At 66.1% G+C, this 23,516-nt stretch carries 21 protein-coding genes, 2 pseudogenes and 1 riboswitch; of the genes and pseudogenes, 11 read left to right on the top strand and 12 right to left on the bottom strand.

Features of this window, described 5'->3' with window-relative positions; all coding sequences use genetic code 11:
- Nucleotides 1-56: 56 nt before the first annotated feature.
- The 6 genes from MCBMB27_RS27205 to MCBMB27_RS27230 form a co-directional block, all read right to left on the bottom strand.
- Nucleotides 57-1,730, bottom strand: a complete 1,674-nt coding sequence (locus MCBMB27_RS27205) for a methyl-accepting chemotaxis protein (protein WP_075381768.1) — start codon at nucleotides 1,728-1,730, stop codon at nucleotides 57-59.
- A gap of 272 nt (nucleotides 1,731-2,002) precedes the next feature.
- Nucleotides 2,003-2,467, bottom strand: coding sequence for a DUF3658 domain-containing protein (locus tag MCBMB27_RS31060; RefSeq protein WP_083683758.1), 465 nt, complete (start codon nucleotides 2,465-2,467; stop codon nucleotides 2,003-2,005).
- A gap of 51 nt (nucleotides 2,468-2,518) precedes the next feature.
- Nucleotides 2,519-2,722 (bottom strand): hypothetical protein, encoded by a 204-nt coding sequence (locus MCBMB27_RS27215; protein WP_139231623.1) that lies wholly within the window; start codon nucleotides 2,720-2,722, stop codon nucleotides 2,519-2,521.
- A 47-nt stretch (nucleotides 2,723-2,769) separates the two neighbouring features.
- Nucleotides 2,770-3,360, bottom strand: a complete 591-nt coding sequence (locus tag MCBMB27_RS27220; RefSeq protein ID WP_075381771.1) for a DUF1826 domain-containing protein — start codon at nucleotides 3,358-3,360, stop codon at nucleotides 2,770-2,772.
- Nucleotides 3,361-3,477: 117 nt separating this feature from the next.
- The gene (zigA, locus tag MCBMB27_RS27225) at nucleotides 3,478-4,701 is read right to left on the bottom strand and encodes a zinc metallochaperone GTPase ZigA (protein ID WP_075381772.1); all 1,224 of its coding nucleotides are present in this window, start codon (nucleotides 4,699-4,701) and stop codon (nucleotides 3,478-3,480) included.
- Nucleotides 4,702-4,948: 247 nt separating this feature from the next.
- A complete protein-coding gene (locus MCBMB27_RS27230) occupies nucleotides 4,949-5,806 on the bottom strand; it encodes a hypothetical protein (RefSeq protein ID WP_075381773.1) in 858 nt (285 codons plus the stop codon).
- Between the two features lie 149 nt (nucleotides 5,807-5,955).
- On the opposite strand from MCBMB27_RS27230, the gene MCBMB27_RS27235 reads away from it, so the two are divergent.
- Nucleotides 5,956-6,825, top strand: a complete 870-nt coding sequence (locus MCBMB27_RS27235) for a hypothetical protein (protein ID WP_075381774.1) — start codon at nucleotides 5,956-5,958, stop codon at nucleotides 6,823-6,825.
- Between the two features lie 186 nt (nucleotides 6,826-7,011).
- Here the strand turns inward: MCBMB27_RS27235 and MCBMB27_RS27240 are convergent, their stop codons facing one another.
- Nucleotides 7,012-7,473, bottom strand: a complete 462-nt coding sequence (locus MCBMB27_RS27240; protein WP_042672067.1) for a DUF6641 family protein — start codon at nucleotides 7,471-7,473, stop codon at nucleotides 7,012-7,014.
- 680 nt (nucleotides 7,474-8,153) lie between these two features.
- On the opposite strand from MCBMB27_RS27240, the gene MCBMB27_RS27245 reads away from it, so the two are divergent.
- Complete coding sequence (locus MCBMB27_RS27245) at nucleotides 8,154-8,699, top strand: hypothetical protein (RefSeq protein WP_075381775.1); 546 nt, start codon at nucleotides 8,154-8,156, stop codon at nucleotides 8,697-8,699.
- Between the two features lie 350 nt (nucleotides 8,700-9,049).
- On the opposite strand, the gene MCBMB27_RS27250 is transcribed toward MCBMB27_RS27245, so the two are convergent.
- The 5 genes and pseudogenes from MCBMB27_RS27250 to MCBMB27_RS27270 all read right to left on the bottom strand — a co-directional run.
- Nucleotides 9,050-9,580, bottom strand: coding sequence for an AAA family ATPase (locus MCBMB27_RS27250; RefSeq protein WP_075381776.1), 531 nt, complete (start codon nucleotides 9,578-9,580; stop codon nucleotides 9,050-9,052).
- Between the two features lie 11 nt (nucleotides 9,581-9,591).
- Nucleotides 9,592-10,557: a DUF6925 family protein gene (locus MCBMB27_RS27255; RefSeq protein ID WP_075381777.1), complete on the bottom strand. Its 966-nt coding sequence runs from the start codon at nucleotides 10,555-10,557 to the stop codon at nucleotides 9,592-9,594.
- Nucleotides 10,535-11,350, bottom strand: a complete 816-nt coding sequence (locus MCBMB27_RS27260) for an ABC transporter ATP-binding protein (RefSeq protein WP_075381778.1) — start codon at nucleotides 11,348-11,350, stop codon at nucleotides 10,535-10,537. The genes MCBMB27_RS27255 and MCBMB27_RS27260 overlap by 23 nt, the downstream gene beginning before the upstream one ends.
- Nucleotides 11,347-12,393 (bottom strand): FecCD family ABC transporter permease, encoded by a 1,047-nt coding sequence (locus tag MCBMB27_RS27265; protein WP_075381779.1) that lies wholly within the window; start codon nucleotides 12,391-12,393, stop codon nucleotides 11,347-11,349. The genes MCBMB27_RS27260 and MCBMB27_RS27265 overlap by 4 nt, the downstream gene beginning before the upstream one ends.
- A pseudogene (locus MCBMB27_RS27270) lies at nucleotides 12,390-12,878 on the bottom strand (ABC transporter substrate-binding protein); the annotation flags it as partial. The pseudogene MCBMB27_RS27270 and the gene MCBMB27_RS27265, both read right to left, overlap by 4 nt.
- Between MCBMB27_RS27270 and MCBMB27_RS27275 the strand changes: the two are divergent.
- The 9 genes and pseudogenes from MCBMB27_RS27275 (at nucleotide 12,825) to MCBMB27_RS27315 (ending at nucleotide 23,448) form a co-directional block, all read left to right on the top strand.
- Nucleotides 12,825-14,738, top strand: a complete 1,914-nt coding sequence (locus tag MCBMB27_RS27275; RefSeq protein ID WP_075381780.1) for a TonB-dependent receptor plug domain-containing protein — start codon at nucleotides 12,825-12,827, stop codon at nucleotides 14,736-14,738. The pseudogene MCBMB27_RS27270 and the gene MCBMB27_RS27275 sit on opposite strands and share 54 nt — an antisense overlap.
- Before the next feature lie 8 nt (nucleotides 14,739-14,746).
- Nucleotides 14,747-15,094: pseudogene (locus tag MCBMB27_RS27280) on the top strand (ABC transporter substrate-binding protein); the annotation flags it as partial.
- A gap of 227 nt (nucleotides 15,095-15,321) precedes the next feature.
- Nucleotides 15,322-15,530, bottom strand: a riboswitch (cobalamin riboswitch).
- Between the two features lie 292 nt (nucleotides 15,531-15,822).
- Nucleotides 15,823-17,397, top strand: a complete 1,575-nt coding sequence (gene nikA, locus MCBMB27_RS27285; protein WP_043348906.1) for a nickel ABC transporter substrate-binding protein — start codon at nucleotides 15,823-15,825, stop codon at nucleotides 17,395-17,397.
- 11 nt (nucleotides 17,398-17,408) lie between these two features.
- On the top strand, nucleotides 17,409-18,353 hold the full coding sequence (nikB, locus tag MCBMB27_RS27290; RefSeq protein WP_043348966.1) for a nickel ABC transporter permease subunit NikB: 945 nt from the start codon (nucleotides 17,409-17,411) through the stop codon (nucleotides 18,351-18,353).
- Nucleotides 18,350-19,201 (top strand): nickel ABC transporter permease subunit NikC, encoded by an 852-nt coding sequence (gene nikC / locus MCBMB27_RS27295; protein WP_085987635.1) that lies wholly within the window; start codon nucleotides 18,350-18,352, stop codon nucleotides 19,199-19,201. The genes nikB and nikC overlap by 4 nt, the downstream gene beginning before the upstream one ends.
- Nucleotides 19,198-19,980 (top strand): ATP-binding cassette domain-containing protein, encoded by a 783-nt coding sequence (locus MCBMB27_RS27300; RefSeq protein WP_075381781.1) that lies wholly within the window; start codon nucleotides 19,198-19,200, stop codon nucleotides 19,978-19,980. The genes nikC and MCBMB27_RS27300 overlap by 4 nt, the downstream gene beginning before the upstream one ends.
- A complete protein-coding gene (locus MCBMB27_RS27305; protein ID WP_075381782.1) occupies nucleotides 19,977-20,768 on the top strand; it encodes an ATP-binding cassette domain-containing protein in 792 nt (263 codons plus the stop codon). The genes MCBMB27_RS27300 and MCBMB27_RS27305 overlap by 4 nt, the downstream gene beginning before the upstream one ends.
- Nucleotides 20,768-21,229, top strand: a complete 462-nt coding sequence (gene nikR / locus MCBMB27_RS27310; protein WP_043348899.1) for a nickel-responsive transcriptional regulator NikR — start codon at nucleotides 20,768-20,770, stop codon at nucleotides 21,227-21,229. Before MCBMB27_RS27305 ends, nikR begins: the two co-directional genes overlap by 1 nt.
- A 2-nt stretch (nucleotides 21,230-21,231) precedes the next feature.
- Nucleotides 21,232-23,448 (top strand): TonB-dependent siderophore receptor, encoded by a 2,217-nt coding sequence (locus MCBMB27_RS27315; protein WP_236952850.1) that lies wholly within the window; start codon nucleotides 21,232-21,234, stop codon nucleotides 23,446-23,448.
- Nucleotides 23,449-23,516: the final 68 nt, after the last annotated feature.

Below are 23,516 nucleotides of genomic sequence, written 5' to 3' on the forward strand. Positions count from 1 at the left end.
GGCCTTCAGCGGACCTTCGAATGGCAACGGTGCGTACTGGATCCACCTAAGCAAGGTTAGGCGGCGCGAACCGTCGCGAGGAAGCGCTCAACTTCCGCGCCGAGATGTTCCGATTGCCGCGACAGTTCGGAGGCCGCCGAGAGCACTTGGCTGGCCGCCGCCCCGGTTTCCTCCGAGGCCTGGGCCACGCCCGCGATGGTCCCGGTCACTTCCGAGGTACCGATCGCGGCCTGCGAGACGTTGCGCACGATCTCCTGGGTCGCGGCGCCCTGCTGCTCGACGGCCGCCGCGATGCTGGTGGCGACGGTGTCGATCTCGCGGATGCGGTGAGCGATGGTGCCGATGGCCGAGACCGCCTGATCCGTCACGCCCTGGATCTCGCCGATCTGGCTGGCGATCTCCTGCGTCGCGCGAGCCGTCTGCTCGGCCAGGGCCTTCACCTCGGTCGCCACCACCGCGAAGCCCTTGCCGGCCGCGCCGGCGCGCGCCGCCTCGATGGTCGCGTTGAGGGCCAGGAGGTTGGTCTGGCCCGCGATGCCGGAGATCAGGCCGACCATCTCGCCGATCTTGGCCGAAGTGGCCTTCAGAGCCTGCACGAGCTGGGCGGTCTGGGCAGCCTCGCCGACGGCCGCCTGGGCCAAGCTCGCCGAACCCTGCACCTGCCGACCGATCTCCTGAACCGACGAGCCCAGCTCCTCGGCCGCTGCCGCGACGGTGTTGACGTTGGACGAGGCCTCTTCCGCGGCTGCGGCCACAGTAATTGATTGATTCGCCGTCTCCTGGGCGGTTGCAGTCATCTGCTGAGCAGTCGCCTGAAGCTCGGTGGACGAGGATGACACCACCCCGACGATACCCCCTACCGCCCGCTCGAAGCTGTCAGCCAACTCGATCATGGTGCGCTTACGCTCAGCAGCGGCCGCCTCATCTGCGCGACGCTTGATCTCAGCCTCTTCGGCAGCCTTGCGGGCGACCATGGTTCTGATGCCCTCGACTGCTTTACCCACCGCGCCAATCTCGTCACCGCGACTGGCCTCGCGTATCTCAGCATTGATCTCACCGAGGACCATACGCTGTAGCACGCCAACTAAGCTGCCAAGCGGGCGCGTAACCTGGAAGATGATAACATAGACGCCATAAGCGATACTGAGTGCAGCAAGAACAAGCGCGGTCAGAAGCGCAAGGCGCGACCAACCAGCAGTCGTCTCGGAGCGCTGATACTCCGCCTCAGCTTCCCGGACTTGCAACGCGGTTAGCTTGCTCAGCGTCGCATTCGTAGCTTGCAAGCTTTTGATAAGATCTACATGTGTGGCATCGAAATCCGATCCGGCACCAGCGGCAACGCGCCTAAGGATTTCGGTGACAATCAGATCGTTTTGATCAATTTGTTTCTTCAGATCATTTACTAGAATTTTCTCGTCCGGGGTTAGATAAGTCGCCAAATAAGCCGACCACTCCGCGTGAAGCTTCGACATGTTGCGATCGATCTTATTCCTGGCTTTAGCCGACTCGATCTGCTTGCTTCGTAGCATACGCGAGGCGTCTAGCAAGTCATCGTAGGCATCGCGAATCATGCTGAATTGTCGAAGGCAGACGACCCTATCGTCAAATATCGTTTTTAGACTTGCGTGATTCCAGTGAAGCGCGAAATTTCCCAACGCGGTCGTCGCAAGCAAGACCAAACCAAGGCCGCTGAGCAATAGAATGAGCCGAAGTTTTATTGTTATCTTCACGGAATGGGTTTCCAGGCGCCGAAAGCTGAGGCCGCCGCTAGGGCCGCCCAAATAGCCTTCCAAAAAGGTTACCCCTGTTGGAAGCAGAATACTTAAAGATCTGCAAAATTAAAACTTTAGGTCTGGCGACCAATAGCCGCTCTCAATTTTGCGATACTTCGAAACTGGCACGCTAGATACAACTTTTGATTGATGCGTTCAGCAGTTTCGTGCGCAGAGAGCCAGCCTCTCATATCGGGTATTAGACCTGATTTTGATTTAACTATCCGCGCTTAGTCCGCTCCAATGAATTGGTCCGCCCTTTGAAATGGCTTCCTGAACTCGTAATCGCGCATACCCGGTCCCGGTCCACTGATCTCAAGACCTCCTGCATCTCCGAAAGCCTGGAGACGACTGAACAGAATGATGTCGCGGACCACCTGACCTGGTGGGTCAACCTCGTCGGTCAGGTGTCGCATGGTGCGCCCGATCACTCTCATGGACACCTCCCAGTCAGGGGTGGCTTGGGAGATGAGCAGGGCGTCGAAATGCGTGAGTAGAGCCGACACCAAGCGACCATCGCGCACAATACGCAATGATGCATCCACGCTCCTCAATAACGTCCACGCAACAGCGGCAGCGTCGCACTCCGCCCGAGTGAAGACGCGTCGCTTGTCTCTAAAGCTACGCGACGATGTCCTCGCAGCGCGTGATCCCAGGCGACCAGGGCTTTCGGATCCCGTCGCGCGTAACGAAATCGAGGGCCATAGCGTCTACGATGTTGAACGGGCGACCGTTCAGACTCACAACTAATAGCTGATGGTGACAGCGAGGCATCGGGCGATGCCAACCGACCCAAGGATCACCGCACCGTCCTCGATGGCTTCCGACAGGGGGCCGAACAACGCCACTTCCAGTACAGCGCCGCCGATGAAGCCGAGCAGTAGGGTGTAGGCGGTGCGGCAGCGCAGCGTCAGGAAGCTGCTGCACAGAATCGCCACGGCGGTCGTCAAGCCTACGGCAGAGATCAGCGGGTGCCTGACCGACCCGACGCCCATCCTCAGTGAGTCGCCGGATCGACGGCCAGGAACAGCCGCACGGGGTCCCCTGGCCGCCGAGGAGGAGAGCGGTGGATGAGCGGATGTTTGCCCGTCACGCCGCGCAAGCCTTTGAAGACCCCGACGGTGCCGGTAGCCATCTCGTAAATGCGGTCCTCCGGTACGTCACCGCCGTGGTCCGATATGTCCACGTCTGCATCCGAGAGCCATTGCGTCCCGCGGCCTTCATAGGTCGTGACGAGGCGCAAGGCGACGGCATCGGCGTGGAACAGGCGACAGGCATCCCCCACGATCGCTTCGATGCGAAGCACGACTCGGCGCGTGCCGGTGAGTTGCGCTAGGGTCCGCGCCAGCAGCGCGGCATCGGCGGCAAGCCAATCCCGGAACGGGCTAGGCGGGAGCAGAGTGCGAAGCTCGGCCTCGATCGCATCGTGGGGCGCTTCGCATCGCACCGGCGTAAGACCGGCCGAGACCATTGCTGGAAGGTAGGCCACGACCTCTGCCGGAAGCGCCCTTGGCCAGAACGTGAGGTTGACCCCGGGACGCCGAATGATCGCGAGGCCTTCCACGCTGTCTACCTCGCGGACATGCATGGGAAGCCCTCTCTTCTGGCGGGCGACGGCCCCAGTCGCCGATCGTGCGGCACTCGGGCGTCGATTGGCCTGCATCATGATCATCCCCGAACCTCGCGCTTCACGATCCCGGCTTCTTCAGGCGGCGCGACGCCAGGCCGGGAATGGGTCGGGCAGAGCCTGGTAAGGAGCAGGATCGAACGGTGTCACATCACGTCCGGTCTCGATGAGACATGCATCCAGGGCTGCGGTGATGGCAGCCCGGTCCATGCCGGTACCGATAAAGACCAGTTCCTGGCGACGGTCGCCCCAGACCTCGCTCCAGACTGTGTGTAGGCGCTCCCGGAATTCCGTTGCCTCCGGCCAGCGCTTCCTTGGAACAGCCGACCACCAGAACCCCATCGCGGAGACGTGCGCGACGGCGCCGGCCAGCGAGAACTCGCCGACCCAATCCGGTCGCGTCGCCAGCCAGAAGTGGCCCTTGGCCCTGATGAGGCCGGGCCAGGTCGCATCGATGAAGGCCTTGAAGGGTTCCGGATCGAAGGGCCGGCGCGCCCGGTAGACGAATGAGGAGATGCCGTATTCCTCAGTCTCCGGCACATGCTCGTGGGAGCCGTACAGCTCCTTGAACCACAGCGGGTGCTGCTGCGCCTTCTCCTCGTCGAACAACCCGGTGTCGAGGATCGCGTCGAGGGGCGCTTGCCCGTGAGACGTCTCGACGATGCGTGCGTCGCCGTTCAGCCCCCGCACCACCGAGCGAACCAGGGCGAGCTGTTCGGACGCGACGTCCCGCGCCTTGTTGATCACGACCACGTCGGCGAACTCGATCTGCTCCACCAACAGGTCGACCAGGGTGCGGGTGTCCTCCGCGCCCGCCGTCTCGCCACGGTCGCGAAGGAAGTCGTTCGAGCCGTAATCCTTCAGCAGGTTCACGGCGTCCACCACGGTGACCATCGTGTCGAGGCGGGCGACGTCGGAAAGGGCGACACCGTCCTCGTCGCGGAACGAGAAGGTGGAGGCTACCGGCAGCGGTTCGGCGATGCCGGTCCCCTCGATCAGCAGGTAGTCGAACCGCCCCGCCTCCGACAGCCGCCGCACCTCGGCGAGAAGGTCGTCGCGCAACGTGCAGCAGATGCAGCCGTTGGTCATCTCCACGAGCTTCTCGTCGGTCCGCGAGAGGTCGGCGCCGCCCTCGCGCACGAGATCGGCGTCGATGTTCACCTCGCTCATGTCGTTGACGATCACCGCGACCCGCCGGCCCTCGCGATTGTGCAGGACGTGGTTAAGCAGGGTGGTCTTTCCGGCACCCAGAAAGCCGGAAAGGACCGTGACGGGCAGGCGTTTGTCGTGAAGTTGCGGCATCGATGTTTCACTTCGGTGCGGAGAAGCCCTAGCAGAATGTAATAACGTTGCGTCGTCAACCCGGAGCATGCCATATGCAGGTGGAGGCTGCTTGCTCATCGGCCGACAATCCCGATCACGTAGCGGGGACCGAGGCGGCAAGCTTTGACGCTGCGGCAGACAAAAATTGACACAAAAGATGGCTTAAACTTATAATGATCCGGCGCGATAAAGAATTATATTAGATTTAACGCATCGGTTTGATGCTCTATCTGATCATGGACCATGAAACATCGCGTGCGATACAGCTATCCAGGTGCCTACCGGCGAAGAATTCGTCATTGTAGAGGGCGATCGTAGCGTCTGGTGGAACTGAGTATGTCGAGCCATCCTGGTACAACGGTCGCACGATCAGGTCCGTCTTGCTGCGCCGACCATCGAAGGTGACCCAGCAGCTGAATGACACCCGGGTCAGGTTGGCGTCGTTACGAGTGTTCTTAACCTGAAAAACGTACCGGTTATCCTTGTCCTTTAAGTAGGTGAACGCAGGCGTGAACGCCGACGCCTCGTACATATCTGCAGAACCGACCCAGCAACGTGTGCGCTCAATGGCCAAACCGGGCTGCCACGAAAGGCCATTTGCGCTGACGAGTGACGCCTGAGCCATTTCCCCCGGCGCCATCCAACCTCCGGCCCCGATAGAGACCTCCAGCACACGCTGGCTGAGATTGCCGTTCGCATAGATCGGTCGACAGGACACCATAGCCAGACGCAGCCAATTCCGCGGGTGCCGGTTCGTGATTCGCCCATACAAGTAGCTGCCCTCGACCCAGGTCTCCAACCCCACGGGTGGATCTTCGGTGTAGCGGTGAAAGGCAGCCCTCGGCTTGATGCCCTCGGCCAAGAGGCGCTCTGCGTAACCCATTGCCAGGGGGACGGCACCCAACGCCATCAGCACGAGCAATCCGCTGCGGAGGATAGCTGCTGCCAGTAAGACGCCACCGCCGAAGAATGCGATGCCGCCGAGGATGATCCATTCGTAAAGGTAGGGTGAGAGCGGATCGAGCCCTTCGTACCAAGCGGTAACGATCCCGAAGCCAATGCTGGTGAGCCAGAGCCGCAGCATGTTCAGCGATACCTTGGTGGGCAGGGGGTGTCGTCCATTGCGTAGGAAGCTCCAGGACCGCCGGGATAGCCCCAGGGGCAACCTAGCTGCGCGGGACGCTGCAACGGCACAGGACGGCGCTCCAAATGCCCTGCAGCGGTGCTGGCCGAATGCCGGCTTCCGATGAGATGATGCAGGCTATGATGACGCCGGCCGATCTGCCCTTCTGGGCCATGCTGACCCCGCCCAGCTTGGACGCACTTCTGCTAGGTCGCGGCCAAACCGTGCCACGAGCGATCACCCTCGCCTCGGACCTCGACAGCAGCAGCGTTGCCGACGCCCCGCTGCTCACGACCACTCGGCTGATGATCCAGCGGGCCCAGGCAATCGACGGCCTCACCTTGACCGCTACCGGCGTACTAAGCCGCGCCGACGTGCTGGCAATTTTCGACGTAATGAGCTGGCCCGGCTACGACAAAGTCAACGCGCTCGCCACGAACAAGGTGCTCAACGAGGCCGACGTGCTGCCTGTCGAGCTTACCCGCCTGACCGCGCAGACCGCCAGGTTGCTGCGAAAGCGCGAGAAGCGGCTGCTGGCGACCAAACTCGGCAGTGGTCTCGCTGAGGCCGAGGCAGCCGCCGAGCTTTTCGCGAAACTCTTCGCGACAATCTTCTGGCAGACAAACCTCAGCTATTTCGATCGCGTGCCGTTCGAGGCCTGGCCGCAGAACCACATTGGCATCGTGCTGTGGTGCTTGTCCGTGGCAGGTGAGGGGTGGTTTCTGCCCGAGGACCTGATGCGGTCGTGTACGGTGTGGGAGCCGGCGCTGATCGAAGGCCACGTGGACTTCCCGGCATACGCCTTCGAGAGCCGGGTCCTGCGCCCGCTCAGTTGGTTCGGACTGCTGGAGATGCGGATGATCGGCGACCCGAACGCCCCCACCTGGCAACGCGATCGTCAGTACCGAAAAGCCACGCTGTTCGATCTGGCACTGCGATTCGACGTGAAGGTAGCCAGACTGCCAGGGCCTGCACATTGATCGCTTGGCGGCCGATCGCACCGCTAAGCTCTTGCTGCCGCACTCAGAAAATCTGCGAAATCGCGGTATTCGACCCGACCACCTCAGCGCCGTCTGCCGCATGGATCCCCAGGGGGTTTAGTACGGACTAAAAAGTTTGTGTGGCCATGGCGCAGCTGCCGGCAGCGTTCGCCATGGCCAGTGAGATCACGCGGCCTTCTTCCGCCGCTCGGACATCATCAAACCGCGCGCAGCTGCGGCCTCCTTGATCTGCGGATCCAACTCTCCTGCACGAACCGCGGTGATCAGCGCGTCGAGCGTGGCGGGCAGTTTGTCCAGGCTGCCGATGCTGATGGCGGCCTTGCCCGGCTGCAGCTCCAGCGGCTTGCCACCAACCCGCATGATGAAATGCACGGTGCCCGCCTCGTCCTGAAACCAGCCCTTTCGCACACGGCGGTTTACCTCCACCCGCACGCGCTGACCCGACGTGTCCTTGCGCATCCCTACGGTCTTGGGTGGCTCGTACAGCCGGCCTTCGAGGGTGGCGCTCACCATATCCTTCTGTTCGGCGAGCTGACCGAGCAGCTTCTCGCGCGCCCGGCTCAGGGGATCGTTGGCCGAAGCGGCCGGAGCGGCGGTGCTCAGCTTAAGGGTCTTCAGCACGGACATCTGCATCTCCTACATGTGAGCTCGATTAGCTCTCATATCTGGAACGCTACTGCCACTATCCTGCCGTTCAACCTGAGACTGAATCAGGACGCTGTCTGGATTAACGCACAGCGAGATACGGCTATGCACGTTAGATTGGCTCGTCCGCTCCGCTCAGCTGGGGTATGCACGTATTATCTCGGAACAATGTCGAATATAAGCTATTGAAATCGCGTTCAAAAATATCCGGATTTTGGGCTTTTTGGCATGATAGCGGTCGCTGCCCTGGCCGCGGCACCCTCTCCCAAAGCCAATAGCCAAGAAAACCAAATGGGTAGACTGGAAGTCCGCTCATGGCGCTCTCCACGGAGCGATAGCGAAGTGGCGCCATGAGCAGCCATCGACAGATGGGTGCGAAAGCAGCAGGCGCGAAGAGCCCGTCCGGCCCGAGGCGCGCGTGGCTGGCTTGAAGAGCCAGACACGTCGCGGGAGGGCGCGGACAACGCCTGATAGTACTTCGTTGGATAGCGTCTTAAGGACGGATAATCTCTCTATAGAGAGATTGTTCTTTCTTATGTCGTTAGCCAATGATGCAATGTCAGTCGGATGATATATTATGCTCTTACCTATGCGGCATAAATATCGACGGTCGCCATACCGGCGTCGTATACCCATATGAGGCCAACAATAAGGAAGAAAAGATGAAACAGGAAATCATGACGTGGCTCGAGACCCAGGCTGCTACTCAGGAGTGGCTTGAAAAACACTACCGCGGCCGTATGGCCTACCAGACTAGTAGGGGAAAGATATTCGCCCTGTCTTTTTCGGACTATGTGGATCTGTGGGGCCTGAGGAAGCTCAAGCAGGTCGCCAAATTAATTGAAGAGGGCAAGCTCACGAAGAGGATGCGCCATCCCGACAGGGGATGGGTTCTCAGTTGGACGAGCAAAGAAGCCCGAGAGACCGGGGTAATGAACATCACGACCGCGCGCATCCTCCAGCGCAATTCGAGCAAACACCGTTTTTACCTGAAGGCCGGCGACACCCATACGGATACAGCCAAGCGCAAGATTGGCGATGCCAAACGCGGAAAGTCACTGTCGGAGGATCACAAACAGGCCATCCGAGAAGCACGTATTGGGGTCGCGCAGAGCGCGGGTCACAAGGCCAAGCGTATCGCGGCCATGAAGGCGACCAAGCAGCGTCAGCGTGAGGCCAAAGCCCAACTGGCTGTGCAGCCGGCTTGACTGCCAGCGGGTCGTGGTGCGTGCAGGGATCCACAATCTCTGCGTTCAGGCTGATGGCTGCAAAGACGCCACTGGATGTCTATGGTACGGCTGGATGTGGCCGGAAGCGGACTGGCCGCTTCGGGGCAGACTCATAGGAAAAGCGGACGGCCTGCATCCGACCCAACACGATCACTCTTGCGCGGCTGCCCGGATCCCGAAAGCAGACACATGTTTCGTTGCTACAATGGCGGCGATGCGCCTTTGGTCACCACTTGGCCGGGCCCGACAGTATCCCAAAGGCAGATGTCAAAGGGGATACCTTCGCCACAGCGTGGTGGCCGCTTTGCAGCTCACAGGGTTGGCACGTTTTAAGGCTCGACGAACTCGACTTGAGCGTGAGAGAGCGCACGCCACCAAGCGTCTGGCGCGTGGAAGGCATCGTAGGCCAACCGCAGGACGGTCTTTGGCTGCCGATGCGACGGGTCAATCCTGCCGCGCTCCTCGTTGCGGGCGAGGAGCATTTCCCAGGACAGGTCGAACACCTTCCACTCGACCGTGAGGCCATACCGCTCAATGACCTGAAGCTCGGCCTCGAACACCTCCCGGGTCAGGTGGGTGTCGGCCATCACCACACTGAACCCTGCCGCCAGGGCCGCATCCAGAGCGGCGACCTTCACACCGTGGAGCAGTCGGCGCGCCCGCTCGTCCCAGTCCGTCCGGCGTACCTGCCAGTAGACCTGACGGTCCGGCGGCCAGAACGTCTGACGTAGGTCGTCGAGGGTGAGGTGCACCCAGCCCTGGAGTGGGTCGTACCGGCGTGCGTAGGTCGTCTTGCCCGCCCCGGGGCATCCGATCAGCCCTACCACCCTCTGTCGGCGCGGGTATCCCTCATCGTCCATGAAGAGCGGGATCAGGCATGGTGGGCGACATCCTCGTCCTCATCGATCTCGGGGTCGGCCTCGACGGTGTCACCACGAAGATAGCGTGCTTGGACCTCGGCGACGCGGCGAGCGGCCTGGGCGTGGCGGTTGGACACAAGGCTGTCCGGGCCGAGCTCCGCGCCACGCTTGGCCGCGAGCAAGTCCGGGTCTCCCCATTGGTCTAGGAGAACCTGGAAGGCGTCGTGCCGGGCGACATCGAAGGCGATGCGCTGGCCCATCATGTCCTTGTAGGGGTGAGCCGGATGAATGCCGGCGCATGGGACCCAGCCCGCCGGGATCGGCGTGGTCGCCGCGTGCGTACGGCCTCCGCGCAAGAGCTTTGGCAGGACATGAGTGTGAGGCCCCTCCGGGCTGGTGCCGCCGGGTCCAGGGATCGGGGCGTAGACCTCGATGCGGCCGACCCGGGCGAAGAACACCCGGTGGGGGCTCAGCGTCACGAGTTGGCGGCCGATGGGGCTCGCAGGGTCGAACAGGGGAACCCCGACACCGGACCGAAGACAGGCGATGGCCTCCAGGTCGCTCGTGCGCACGCAAGCATCGACCGCTAGGAGGCCGAGCCCCAGGTCGAACAGGATGGCATCCCGATCCCGTTCGCGGGCGGCGTCCCGGTCGGGGCCGAGCTCGGTCACTTCGCCGCGCCGGTTCATAGCGCAACTCGCCTCGGGCAGGCACAGGGCGACGGCGTGGTTCCAGCCGGTCGCGACGGCGGTCTCATAGGCCACCGGACGCAGGTCGGGACTGGGAGCGAGCGCGATGGCGCCCCGCTCGGTCGACAGGCCCATGCGCCCGTCCGGCAGCGGCGACGTGGCCTCGTCGGGATCGCGCATGAACTCGGCGATGGCCCCGAAGCTGCCGAGGCTCCAGGCGGTGCCGGGATCCGCCAACGCCTCGCGCAGCAGGGTCGTGACCGCGTCAGCCTGTGATGGTGACGTCATCGCGTTCCTCCGTCTGAGCCCCGGACCGCGCCCAGGGCAGGATGTATCGGGATCCGTCAGAAGCCCAGCCCCGCTCGGCCGTGACCCCGAACGCCCTGGCGAGTAGGACGTCGGTCAGAGCTTCCTCCGGGGTATCGTCGGCCAAGAGGCGGCCACCGGTCAGCACGACGATGCGGTCGCAGAACCGGGACGCGAGCGTCAGGTCGTGCAGCACGGCGACGACACCGGTTCCGTCCTGCGCGGTGCGCCGGAGCAGCGCCATGGCGTCGATCTGGTGCGCCGGGTCGAGGGCCGTGACCGGCTCGTCGACGAGAAGCCAAGGCGCCTCGACCGCCAGAGCCCGGGCGAGCAGCGCGCGCATGCGCTCGCCCGAGGAAAGGGTCGGCTCGGCTCGGGCCGCGAGGTGGAGGATGTCAGTGCGCGCCATTGCCCGCGCGACCGCGGCATCGTCGACTTCGGTGGGGGATGCGAAGGCTCGGCGGTGCGGCAGCCGGCCGAGCGCCACGATCTCGCGAACCGTCATCGGCCAGCCGACCCCCGCACCCTGGAACAGGGCGGCGATGCGGCGGGCTCGCTCCTCGCGGCCCATGTCGGCTAGCGGACGGGCTTCGAGGGTGACCCGCCCCCGGTTCGGGGTGATCAGCCCCGCCAGGACGCGAAGGAGCGTGGTCTTGCCGGCTCCGTTCGGGCCGACCAGCCCGACGAAGCGGCCCGGCTGAAAGGTCAGATCGATGTCCGAGAGGATGGCCCGGCCATCCAACGTAACGTGGGCTTCGTGCAGACCGAGGCTCATGCCCGCCTCCCGCGACCGCGTAGGAGCAGCACGATCAGGAACGGCGCCCCGACCAGAGCGGTCACCACGCCGAGCTTGAGTTCCGGCCGGGTGGCGAGCAGGCGCACGCCGATATCCGCGGCAAGGACCAGGACCGCCCCCGCGAGGCCGCTCGGCAGCAGGCAGGCGCCGGGGCGGGCGCCGACGAGCGGCCGCATCAGGTGCGGCACGACGAGACCGACGAAGCCGATGGCGCCGGAAACCGCGACCCCGCTGCCGACGGCCAGGGCCGCACCGGTGACGAGACGCAGGCGCACGGAGACTAGGCCGACCCCGAGGCTCGCGGCGGTGTCATCGCCGAGCGTCAGGGCGTCGAGGGCGGAGCCGGTCGACAGCATCAGGGTCCAGCCGACAGCCATCAGCGGTAGGCACAGAAGCACGTGGTCCAGACTACGGTCGCTGAGAGAACCCATCAGCCAGAACACGATCTCCAGGGCCGCATAGGGGTTCGGCGAGAGGTTCAGTGCCAGCGCGGTCAGTGCCCCGGCCAAGCTCGACAACCCGACTCCTGCGAGGATCAGCCCGAGGGTACTGCTGCCGCGTGCGGCGAGCGCGTTCAGAAGGAGCGCGGCAATACCGGCACCGGCGATGCCGCCGAGCGGCAGGGCAAGGCTCATGGTGGCGGCGAAATCGCCGTAGAAGACGATGACGGCACCGAGCGCCGCCGCGGAGGAGATGCCGAGGATGCCGGGGTCCGCGAGCGGGTTGCGCAGGTAGCCCTGCATCGCGGCGCCGGTCAGGCCGAGGCTGAAGCCGACCAGGGCTCCGAGCAGGGCGCGCGGGATGCGAAGCTCCCACAGGACCAGGGCCGGCAGCGTCGGGCGGCCGGCGACGAGGTCAGCGAAGGCGGCGGGCACGTCGAAGGGCGCGTAACCGATGGCGATGGAGGCGAGCGTCAGCGCAAGTGTGGTGAGCCCGAGGACGGCGATGACGGTTCGCCAGGCACGCGCCGTACCGAGGCGCCGGGATGCCGTGGAGTTGAGCGCGGAAATGGGGGCGTTCATGGTCCGGGCGCCCGTTCATTCGCAGCCTCGGCGAGGCGCGCCACGACCTCGGCCACCTGCGGTCCCGGACACGTCCAGAAGCGGTTCGGGATGTCGACCGTCCGGTGTGCCCGCGAGAGGGCCCTGAAGACGGGATGGTGCAGGAGCGTGTCGGCCAGGGAAGGCCAGCCCGGCGCTCCTTCATCGACGACGATCAGGTCCGGGTTCGCCAGCGCCGCCGCTTCGAGGGGCACCTGCCCCAGGCGGTCACGCCCGATCTCGGCCGAGACGTTGACGAGGCCGGCGGCGCGGATCAGCGCGTCCCCGAGCCCGCCGGGTGCCACCGTGAAGGCGTTCGGACGCATCACCAGGGCGCGTAGAGGCCGCTTGGCCGGCACGATGGCGGCAAGACGCGCATCGAGCGCCGCCACCATCGCCTCGCCCCGTTCGGGATGGCCGAGCGCCGCCGCGACCTGCCGGATCTGTGCGCGGACGCCGTCGAGGTCGCCGATGCTCAGGGAGGCGCGCAGGCCGCGGTCTCGCTGTCCGAGATCTCCGTGTCGGCCACCGGCGTGCCGACGCCGATTGCCAACACAGGATCGAGTGTCACCGTGCTCACCGACCGCCTGCTTCAGGAGCAGCAGCGCCGGACGGTGCCGGATGCTCTGCAGCAGGTGCCGGGCCTCAACGTCGTGCAGACCGGCGGCGCCGGCGGCCAGACCTCGGTCTTCATCCGCGGCACCAACTCGAACCACGTGAAGGTTCAGATTGACGGCATCGACGTCAACGACCCCTCGACCCCGAACCGCGCCTTCGACTTCAGCCAGTTGCAGACCTACGACCTCTCGCGGATCGAAGTGCTGCGCGGGCCCCAGAGCGGCCTCTACGGGGCCGACGCCATCGGCGGCGTCATCTCCGTCGTGACCAAGCGTGGCGAAGGGCCAACTCGGGCAATGGCGACGGTCGAAGGCGGCTCGTTCGGCACCTTCAACCAGTTCGGCAACGTCTCCGGCTCGGAGGGGATCTTCGACTACTCGGTGTCGGTCGGCCACATCCGGCAATCCGCCGTGCAGGTCACCCCGTTCGAGCTGCTGCCCCGCGGCGTACCGCTGCGGACCGCCTTCACCGACATCAAGACGGTCTCGACCAAGCTCGGGGCGCAACTCACCGACGAGTTCCGCCTCAACTACGTCCTGCGCTTCTCCGACAGCGCCTACCTCGACCAGGCCGACGGCGGCTTCCCGTACGTGCCGCTGCCGTACCGGAACCTCAACGACCAGCAGCAACTGATCATGAGGGGCGAGGCCGAGTGGACGCCGGTGCCGGGCTTCCACAACGTCTTCGGGGCGAACTACTCGAAGTTCGACCGGCTATTCGCCGGCCCGCTCGACCCGCTCGCGCCGCCGACACCCACCACCTACCTCGGCGAGCGGACCCGGTTCGATTACCGCGGCGACTGGCAGGTCTCACCCGGCAACCTCGTCCTGTTTGGGGCACAGCGCGAGGACGAGCGCTTCGAGACGACCGGCATCGACCGGTCCAACGGCAACTCCGCCGGCTTCGCCGAGCTTCAGACGACACCCTTCGCGGGCGCCGCGCTGGTCGCCAACATCCGCCACGACTCGAACGACCAGTTCGGCGGCGCGACCACCTTTCGGGTGGCGCCGAGCTACATCGTGCCCGCCACCGACACCCGCCTGAAGGGCAGCGTCGGGACCGGCTTCAAACCGCCGACCCTGAGCCAGCTCTACCAGGACTATCCGGGCTTCCGCTTCTTCGGGAACCCGAACCTACGGCCGGAGGAAAGCTTCGGGTTCGACGGCGGCTTCGAGCAGCCGCTGTTCGACGGGTTCATGACCGTGGGCGCGACCTACTATCAGACCGACTTCAAGAACCTGATCCAGACGGCCTACTACCCGACCTTCTCCACCAACGTGAACGTCGGTCAGGCGACTGCCTACGGCACCGAGAGCTTCGTCGCCCTGCGCTTCAACGAGTTCTGGAGCGGGCGGCTCGACTGGACCACCACGGTGACGAAGGACGAGATCGCCCACCAGGAGCTGCTGCGTCGGCCTCGCAACAAGGTCAGCGCCACCGCGATCTGGAACCTGATGCCGGGCCTGACCATAACCGGCACGCTCATCGTGCTGGGGTCGTTCGTGGACGGCAACCGGGACTTCTCCGTGCCTCGCCTGAAGGCCCCCGGCTTCACGCTAGTGAACCTGTCGGTCAACTACGCCTGGAGCGAGACCCTGACGGTATTCGGGCGGATCGATAACCTGTTCGACAAGCGCTACCAGAACCCGACTGGCTTCCAGGGCCCGGGGCTCGCTGTCTACGGCGGCGTCCGCGTGACGTCGTTCTGAGGTCGCCGATGCCGTCGCGCCTCGTAATCACCTTCGCGGCCATGATGTCCGCCGTACCCATCGGCGCGGCGGCGGCACCCGTGCGGGTGGTCTCGATGAACCTGTGCGCCGACGAGCTCGTCCTGCGGCTGGCCGACCGCGACCAGGTGCTGGCGGTCACCTACCTCGCACGCGACTCGCGCGGGTCGACGGTCGCGACCGAGGCGGTCGGGCTGCCGGTGACGCGGGGGCTCACCGAGGAGGTCGTGGCCTTGAAGCCCGATCTCGTCATCGCCGGTGCCTTCACCACCCGCACGACGGTGGGCATGCTCAAGCGCGTCGGCGCCCCCGTGCTCGAACTCGGCGTGCCGGCCGAAGGGCGCGGCGACCTGCTGCGAGCGGGCGGGAATGGAGACGAGCAGCGCGGATGCGGCGCAGGACAACGCCAGCGTGCGCCGGAGCGCGGAGGAAACGGGACTGGACACGGGACGGCCTCGGGGGACGGCTGTGGCACGTCACCGCGAACGAGGCCTCGGCGGTCGCGTCCTCCAAGGAACCACGACGCCGCGACACCTCCCAGGACACCCCGCCCGGCAAGCTCCGCGTGTGACCACGGCTGACGGCAGGTCTCCTGGCTCGCGGGTCGTCGCCCTCTCATCGTCTTCCCGGGCGAGGCCGCCCAGTGACGTGGTGATGAAGGACTCGCCGCTTACAGTTGCGGGGGCAGCCGCGGCATCGGTCGAGCCCTCACGGGCGTGACCTCACCGCGTTCCCTTTTGATCCCCGAGGGGAACCGTCACGCTCAAGCTAAGCTGCGGTGCATCTATCCGTCAACGCACGGAAGCACATTGTTCAGATGTGTGGCTTTTGAGGCGTCAATCGATGTCTGAGCAGGGTGGATTTCCGCCGATCCGTTTTGAATTCACACCCTCGCCAAGCGACGAACGTCCGCCGGGCTATCATAGGATTGAGGTGGGGCGTGCTGAACACCTCTGCGAAGGGTGTCCAATCCTCGGTCGCGGTGAACACCCTGTAGGAAATGGTTCACGGTCAAGCTTGGGCAGTGTATGACGTTCGGCAACGATCCTCATACCGCGACCCATACATGACCAAGTCGGCGACCCTCGCCGTCGCCGCATTGGCGGCGAGCTTCCTCGGACCGCCCCAGACAGCCGCCGGGCAACTCACCTACTCGTGGCCCTCGAACGTCGGACCGCTGAACCCGCACCTCTACGCGCCCAACCAGATGTTCGCGCAGGCGAGCCTCTACGAGCCTCTGGTAAAGTACCGCGATGATGGATCGGTCGAGCCCTGGCTCGCGACCTCGTGGAACATCTCTGAGGACGGGCGGACCTACGATTTCGTCTTGCGCCCCGGCGTCACCTTCAGCGACGGGGTTCCCTTCGACGCGGCCGCGGTCAAGGCGAACTTCGACGCGATCCTGGCCAACCGCCCGCGGCACGCGTGGCTCGATCTCGTCCAGCAGATCGAACGCACAGAAGTTGTTGGGCCTCTGGCGTTCCGCCTCGTCCTGAAGGCGCCGCACTACCCGACACTGCTCGAACTTTCCCTGCCGCGGCCCTTCCGGTTCCTGTCTCCGAAGGCCATGGGCCCCGGCGGTACGACGGCCGTCAACATCAGGGCGCCGGTCGGCACAGGGCCGTGGCGGCTCGTCGACACCCAGCTCGGCGTTTCCGACACGTTCGAGAGCAACCCGGGTTACTGGGGCCCGAGACCCATCTTCGACCGGCTCGTCGTCAAGGTCATCCCCGATCCTAACACCCGCGTCATCGCCCTGCAGACGGGGGAGATCGACCTCGTCTACGGCGCGGGCGGACAGATTCCTTCGGAAGCCTTCGTCCGACTTCGAGACATGGCCCCGAACTTCGCCTCAGCGGTCTCGCCGCCGCTGGCGACCCGGGTGCTCGCGATGAACTCCGCGCGCTTCCCGACAGATGATCGGGCGGTCCGCCTCGCCATCAACCACGCCGTCGACAAGGACACGCTGGTCCGGACGGTACTCGATGGGATCGAGCCGCGCGCGGACTTCCTGTTTGCGCCGCGCGTGCCGTACGCCGACGTCGGGCTGAAGCCCTACGGCTTCGACCGGGCCGCGGCCTCCCGCATGCTCGATGCAGCCGGCTGGACGCTTGGGCGTGACGGCGTGCGTGCGAAGGACGGACGCCGCCTTGCCGTCGAGGTTGATTTCGTCGGTACAAACGCTCAGCAGCGGGCGATTGCCGAGGTTCTCCAGGCCGACCTTGGGCGCGTGGGCATCGATAGCCGGCTGATCGGCGAGGAGGAGAGTTCGATCCTGGCCCGCCAGAAGGACGGCCGCTTCGGCCTCATCTTCGGCGAGACCTGGGGGCCGCCCTACGATCCCGCCTCCTTCATCAGTTCGATGCGCACCCCGTCGCACGCGGACTATCAGGCGCAGGTCGGGCTGCCGGAGAAGCCCGGCATCGACGCGGCCATCGCGGAAGTCCTCGCCTCGACGGACGAGACTGAGCGCCGACGGCTTTATGCCAAGCTGCTGACTACCCTCCACGAGGCCGCGATCTACCTGCCGATCTCTCACTCCGTGGCCATTGAGGTCCATCGCCCGACCATCGCGGGCGTCGGCTTCGGGGCGACGATCAACGAGATCCCCTTCGCGGCGATGCGGCCGGCGGCCCGGTGACCGGCATGCCGATGCTCCGCTTCATCGCCGTGCGTCTCGCGCTGATCCCGCCGATGCTGCTCGGCGTGTCGATCCTCGTGTTCGTGATGCTCCGTCTTGGCCAAGGCGACCCGGCCCTCGACTACCTGCGCCTCTCGCAGATCCCGCCGACCGACGCCGCCCTCGCCGACGCACGCATCCTGCTCGGCCTCGACCGACCGTTCGTCGTCCAATACCTCGATTGGCTCTGGCGTGCGCTTCAGGGTGACTTCGGCCTCTCCTACGTCACGCGCCGGCCGGTCCTGCCTGAGCTCCTCGGCTACCTGCCCGCGACCCTCGAACTGGCCGGGACCGCGCTCGCCGTCACCATCGCGGTCAGCCTGCCGCTGGGCGCCTGGGCGGCCACGCATCGCGGCGGCTGGCAGGATCGCCTCGTGCGTGGGATCGCCGTGCTCGGCGTCTCACTGCCGAATTTTTGGATCGCCTTCCTCCTCGTCGCGCTCTTCTCGGTCACCTTGGGCTGGCTGCCGCCGATGGGCCGAGGCACGCTCGCCCACCTCATCATGCCGGCGCTGGCGATCTGCCTGATGTCGCTGTCGGTCAACGCGCGCCTCCTGCGGGCGAGCATGCTGGAGGCCGCGGGTGGGCGTCACGTCCTCTATGCGCGCCTGCGCGGGCTCTCCGAGGGAGCCGTGCAGCGCCGGCACGTGTTCCGCAACGCCCTGGTGCCGGTCGTGACCGCCACCGGCATGCATGTCGGCGAGCTCCTGGGCGGCGCCCTCGTGGTGGAGACGATCTTCTCGTGGCCGGGCGTCGGCCGCTACGCGGTCTCGGCGATCTACAACCGCGACTACCCGGTCATCCAGTGCTTCACCCTGGTCATGACCGCGGTGTTCGTCCTCTGCAATCTCGCCGTCGACATCGCCTACGCGTGGCTCGATCCGCGCATTCGGCTGGGTGCGGAGGAGGCGGCATGAGGCTGTCCGAATCCTTAAAGGCCACCCGCACGGGCCTTGGGCCCTTCGCGGTCCCGGTCGCGGTCGCCTTGGTAATCCTCCTTCTGGCGCTTCTCGGACCGCTAGCCGCGCCGCACGACCCCCTGGCCGTGAACCTCACGGTCCGCTTCGCGCCATCGAGCCTCGTCCACCCCCTCGGCACCGACCACCTCGGGCGGGACATCCTGTCCCGCCTGATCACCGGTGCCCAGACGACGCTTGGCGCCGTCGCGGCCGCCCTCGCGCTTGTGGTCGCACTCGGCCTTGGGGTCGGCGCCCTCTCAGGCATGATCGGCGGCCGGACCGACGCCGTGCTCATGCGTCTGTGCGACGTGTTCCTCACCGTGCCGACCTTCGTGCTGGCGCTGTTCCTGATCGGCGCGTTCGGCACCGGCCTCGTCAACGTCATCGCGGCCATCGCCCTGTCTCACTGGGCTTGGTACGCCCGCATCGTCCGAGGTCTCGTCCTCGAACTCAAGACGCGCGACTACGTCCTGGCCGCCCGGATCGCGGGGGCGTCGCCGGCGGCGGTCTTCATCGAGCACGTGCTGGCGGGGGTCCTGCCGCCGCTCGCCGCGCTCGCCACCCTGGACGTCGGCCACATGGCCCTCCACGTCGCCGGCCTGTCCTTCCTCGGCCTCGGCGTGCAGCCTCCGACCGCGGAATGGGGCGTGATGATCAACGAGGCCCGAACCTTCTTCTGGACACGGCCCCTGCTGGTCGTTTGGCCAGGGCTCGCGATCGCCGTCGCCGTCCTTGCGTTCAACCAACTCGGTGACGCGCTGCGCGACCGCCTCGATCCGACGCTGGTTGCGGAGCGGGGCCTATGAACCCGCGCGTGCTCCGGGCCGAGAACCTGCGCGTCGAGACCCGGCGCGGAGCCGAGGCCGTGCCGCTGGTCGCGGACGCGTCGTTCGAGTTGCGCACGGGCGAGGTGCTGGCCCTCGTCGGCACGAGTGGCTCGGGCAAGTCGCTGGCCTGCGCGGCGCTCCTCGACACGCTGCCGCCGGGGACCAGGCGCGTCGCTGGTCGCGTCCACCTCGATGGCACGGCGGTGGCACCCGCTGAGCTCCGCGGCCGGACAGTCACCACCGTACTCCAGGCCCCCCGCTCGGCCTTCAACCCGCTCCGCACGATTGGCGACCACGCCGGTGAAACCGGCGCGGCTGCGGGCCTCCGGCGTACCGAGAGCCGCGCGGCGATGCGCGAGGCGTTGGAGGCCGTCGGGCTCGGCGACGATCCACAGGTACCCGACCTCTACCCGTTCCAGATGTCGGGCGGCATGCTCCAGCGCGCCATGATCGCGCTCGCCTTGCTCGCGAGGGCTCCCTTCCTGGTCGCCGACGAGCCGACAACGGATCTCGACCTCGTCGCCCAGGCTCGTATCCTCGACCTGCTGGCAGCCCTCGTGCGCGACCGAGGCCTCGGCCTCCTGATCGTCACGCACGATCTGGGCGTCGTCGCCCGCCTCGCTGATCGCATGGCGGTGATGGCGGACGGACGGATCGTCGAGACGGACGACACGGCATCAGTCTTCGCACGGCCGGACCGACCGGAGACGCGGGCGCTGCTCGCGGCCCATCAAGCCCTCCATGAGGCCGCGCCATGACGGCCCTCCTGTCCGCCCATGGGCTCGGCAAAGTCTACGCCGGCACTGGCTGGCGCCCCGGCACGCCTCGACCCGTCCTCGCAGATGTCGAGTTTGCCATCGAGGACGGCGAGTGCGTCGCCCTGATCGGACGCAGCGGTTCCGGCAAGAGCACGCTCGCCCGCCTCCTCCTCGGCCTGGAACGACCCTCTGCCGGTGTCGTGCGGTTCCGCGGATTGGGTCTGGCCGGGCTCGACGACGCTGGACGGCGAGCTTTCAGGTCGGCGGTTCAGATGGTTCTCCAGGACCCGCTCTCGGCGGTGAACCCACGACACAAAGTAGGCCGGACGATTGCGGAGCCGTTGCGGCATCTCACCGGCCTCTCGGCGGCGGCGAGGCGAGCCCGGGTTCATGCGCTGCTGTCTTTAGTCGGGCTCGACCAATCCATAATCGGGCGGCTCCCCGGCCAGCTCTCCGGCGGCCAGGTGCAGCGCGTCGGCCTCGCCAGGGCGCTGGCGACCCGACCTGCGCTCATCGTGCTCGATGAGGCGGTCTCGAACGTGGACGCGCCGCTGCAGATCGAGATCCTCGACCGCCTCGCTGTCCTGCGACGTGAACAGGGAACCGCGTTCCTGCTCGTCACGCATGACATCCGTCTGGCGCGCCGGTTCGCGGATCGGGTTGTCGTTCTCGACGCCGGGCGGATCGTCGACGCGTCGCCGTGCCGACCGAGGCTTGCGCTGGGGCATCCGGCCGCGCGCGAGCTCGTCGACGCCGTCCTCCCGGCCTTCCCAGTGGTTGCAAGCTGATGCAGCGGATTACCGTCACCCTGGACCACGAACTCGTCGAAGCGGTCGACCGGATCGCCGAGGTCCGCTGCTACGCAGGCCGTTCGGAGGCGATGCGCGACCTGCTGCGTCGAGGGCTCGCGGAGGCGCGCCGGGAGCGCGACCCCGACCATGCCTGCGTGGCGACCTTCAGCTTCGTGGCGGAAGCCGGCGTGCGCGACCTCGGGCAGCGCCTCGCGGAGGAACAGCGGGCACGGCATGACCTCGTCATCACGCAGGTGCAGGTGCCGCTGGACCACGAAGCGGCGTTGCACACCCTCGTCCTGCGTGGGCGTGTCCGGGAGATCCACGCCTTCGTCGACGCAATCGCGACGCAGCGCGGCGTGCGCCACGACAGCCTGTCAATCATCCCAGCGCAGATCGAGGTCGTGGACCACCCGCACGGGCACGCGCCCCATCCACACGAGCATATCCGGACGTGACGATGCGCGCGCTCGATCCGACCCGTGCCCCTGTCCGTCGGCGACTGACCCGGCCGCCGCATCGCACGAGAAGCGGCACCGGCCTCGCGTTGGCGGCCGTGCTCTCCGCCGGTACGCCAGTGGGCGAGGCACGGGCGCAGGAGAGCGTCGCGCTGGATGAATTGTCGGTTGAGGCAGTTGGGACTGGCGCCCCGGCCGGCACGACGACCGCCGCCGGCACGATTGGCCAGATCGGACCGACGCCGGGCTTCGGTGCCGGGCGGGCGGTGAGCAGCACCAAGATCGACACGCCGCAGCTGGACGTGCCCCAGGTCGTCTCCGTCGCGCCGCGCGAGGTCATCACCGACCTCGCCGCGACCCGCGTCGACCGGGTGTTCAACTACCTGCCGGGCGTCGCGCAACAGAACAACTTCGGCGGCCTGAGCATCTTCAGCTACGCCATCCGCGGGGTGACCACCTCGGAGATCTACCAGAACGGCTTCCCCCTCAACCGCGGCACGCCGCCCCCGCCCGACGCGCAGAACATCGAGCGCATCGAGGTTCTGAAAGGCCCTGGCGCCGGCCTGTTCGGACGCAGCGATCCGGGCGGGCTCGTCAACATCATCACCAAGCAGCCGACCGCACAACGCTTCGTCGAGTTCGGCAATCAGGTCGACTCGTTCGGCCTGACCCGCGGGACGGTCGACGCGGGTGGTCCGCTCAACGAGGACGGCACCGTCCTCTACCGCTTCAACTTCGCGGCCCAGGGCGCAGGAAGCTTCCGCGACTTCGTCGACAGCGACCGGCTGCTCGTCGCTCCGGTGGTGAGCTGGCAGATCACGCCGGACACGCGCATCACCGTCGAGGCCGACATCCAGCGGAACCGGATCATCTTCGACCGGGGCGTGATCGCCATCAACAAGCAGCTCGGCTTCCTGCCGATCTCGCGCTTCCTCGGGGAGCCGGGACAGAGCACCTACCAGAGCCAGAACATCCTCCAGGCGCGCATCGACCACCGCTTCAACGCGGACTGGCAGATGCGGCTGGCGACGCACTTCGCCACCGGAACCCTGGACGGCGAGTCTGCCGAGATCCGCTCTATCGCCTCCGACAACCGGACGGTGGCCCGAGACCGGAACGTGCGCGATTATCGCTGGGACGTCGCGGTCGGGCAGGCGGACCTGATCGGGCGCTTCGACACCGGCGGGATCAGCCACACGCTGCTTCTCGGCTTTGAGCGCGAGAGCACTGACAGCCGGACGCTCTACCTGCGCTCGAACTTCCGCACGAGCCCCTACGCCCTCGACATCTATGCGCCTGTCTACGGGCAGGCGCTGCCGCCGCTGACCATCCCGCGCAACAACCTGGAGCGGGTCACCAACACGGCCCTCTACGCCCAGGATCAGATCGTGCTGAGCCCGGAGTGGAAGGCGCTCGTGGCCACGCGGCTCGACATCTTCGAGGACTCCTTCCGCGAGCGCATCCCGCGCAGCCAGGCGGACCAGTCGCGGGTCGCTGCCTCGCCGCGGGCCGGCCTCATTTACCAGCCGATCCCATGGCTCTCGCTGTACACCAACGCCGGGACGAGCTTCCGGCCCAACATCGGCCCCGACGCCGCGGCCGTGTCGCCGGGCAAGCCACTGAAGCCGGAGACGGGACAGGGCTACGAGATCGGCGCCAAGGCCGAGCTGTTCGGCGGCAACCTGCTGCTGACTGCGGCGGCCTTCCGGGTGGATCGGCAGAACGTTTTGACGCCGGACCCGAACAACAGCGGCTTCTCGCTCGCGGCGGGCGCGGTGCGCAGCCAGGGCTTCGAGCTGACGGCGCAGGGGCAGCTCTCGCCGGAGCTGAAGATCCTGGCCGGCTATGTCTACGCCGACGCGGTGGTGACCAAGGACAACGTGCTGCCGGTGGGCGCGCCACTCATCAATGTGCCGCGCCACTCGGGAAGCCTGCTCGCCGTGTACGAGGTGCAGGGTGGGGACTGGAAGGGGTTCGGCATCGGGGGTGGCGTGCGCGGCGTCGGGGAGCGTCCGGGCGACGCGGCCGGCTCCGGTTTTGTCCTACCGGCCTACATCGCGGCCGACGCGTTGGCGTACTACCGCTACGAGAACCTCCGCTTCGGCCTCAACATCGAGAACGTCTTCAACACGGTCTATTATGAGAGCTCGCTCAACGTGTTTCGCGTTTATCCGGGATCTCCACGACGTATCACCGGGTCGTTCACGGTTCGATTCTGACCCAGTGATCCACGTAGATTTTCCTCGACCGCATTGTGGGCGCCGAGCTGATGTCCGCTTCGAGCCTT

The sequence above is a fragment of the Methylobacterium phyllosphaerae genome (assembly GCF_001936175.1).
Lineage (GTDB): Bacteria > Pseudomonadota > Alphaproteobacteria > Rhizobiales > Beijerinckiaceae > Methylobacterium > Methylobacterium fujisawaense.

What these genes read in the sequence shown, in the direction of transcription:
- MCBMB27_RS27300 (WP_075381781.1), top strand. Translation starts at nt 19,198, where the DNA reads ATGAACCCGCGCGTGCTCCGGGCCGAGAACCTGCGCGTCGAGACCCGG.
- MCBMB27_RS27220 (WP_075381771.1), bottom strand. Translation starts at nt 3,360, where the DNA reads ATGCATGTCCGCGAGGTAGACAGCGTGGAAGGCCTCGCGATCATTCGG.
- nikR (WP_043348899.1), top strand. Translation starts at nt 20,768, where the DNA reads ATGCAGCGGATTACCGTCACCCTGGACCACGAACTCGTCGAAGCGGTC.
- nikB (WP_043348966.1), top strand. Translation starts at nt 17,409, where the DNA reads ATGCTCCGCTTCATCGCCGTGCGTCTCGCGCTGATCCCGCCGATGCTG.
- MCBMB27_RS27275 (WP_075381780.1), top strand. Translation starts at nt 12,825, where the DNA reads ATGGCCGAGCGCCGCCGCGACCTGCCGGATCTGTGCGCGGACGCCGTC.
- MCBMB27_RS27245 (WP_075381775.1), top strand. Translation starts at nt 8,154, where the DNA reads ATGAAACAGGAAATCATGACGTGGCTCGAGACCCAGGCTGCTACTCAG.
- nikA (WP_043348906.1), top strand. Translation starts at nt 15,823, where the DNA reads ATGACCAAGTCGGCGACCCTCGCCGTCGCCGCATTGGCGGCGAGCTTC.
- MCBMB27_RS27250 (WP_075381776.1), bottom strand. Translation starts at nt 9,580, where the DNA reads ATGGACGATGAGGGATACCCGCGCCGACAGAGGGTGGTAGGGCTGATC.
- MCBMB27_RS27315 (WP_236952850.1), top strand. Translation starts at nt 21,232, where the DNA reads ATGCGCGCGCTCGATCCGACCCGTGCCCCTGTCCGTCGGCGACTGACC.
- MCBMB27_RS27305 (WP_075381782.1), top strand. Translation starts at nt 19,977, where the DNA reads ATGACGGCCCTCCTGTCCGCCCATGGGCTCGGCAAAGTCTACGCCGGC.
- nikC (WP_085987635.1), top strand. Translation starts at nt 18,350, where the DNA reads ATGAGGCTGTCCGAATCCTTAAAGGCCACCCGCACGGGCCTTGGGCCC.
- MCBMB27_RS27230 (WP_075381773.1), bottom strand. Translation starts at nt 5,806, where the DNA reads ATGCTGCGGCTCTGGCTCACCAGCATTGGCTTCGGGATCGTTACCGCT.
- MCBMB27_RS27235 (WP_075381774.1), top strand. Translation starts at nt 5,956, where the DNA reads ATGCCGGCTTCCGATGAGATGATGCAGGCTATGATGACGCCGGCCGAT.
- MCBMB27_RS27265 (WP_075381779.1), bottom strand. Translation starts at nt 12,393, where the DNA reads ATGAACGCCCCCATTTCCGCGCTCAACTCCACGGCATCCCGGCGCCTC.
- MCBMB27_RS27260 (WP_075381778.1), bottom strand. Translation starts at nt 11,350, where the DNA reads ATGAGCCTCGGTCTGCACGAAGCCCACGTTACGTTGGATGGCCGGGCC.
- MCBMB27_RS27240 (WP_042672067.1), bottom strand. Translation starts at nt 7,473, where the DNA reads ATGTCCGTGCTGAAGACCCTTAAGCTGAGCACCGCCGCTCCGGCCGCT.
- zigA (WP_075381772.1), bottom strand. Translation starts at nt 4,701, where the DNA reads ATGCCGCAACTTCACGACAAACGCCTGCCCGTCACGGTCCTTTCCGGC.
- MCBMB27_RS27255 (WP_075381777.1), bottom strand. Translation starts at nt 10,557, where the DNA reads ATGACGTCACCATCACAGGCTGACGCGGTCACGACCCTGCTGCGCGAG.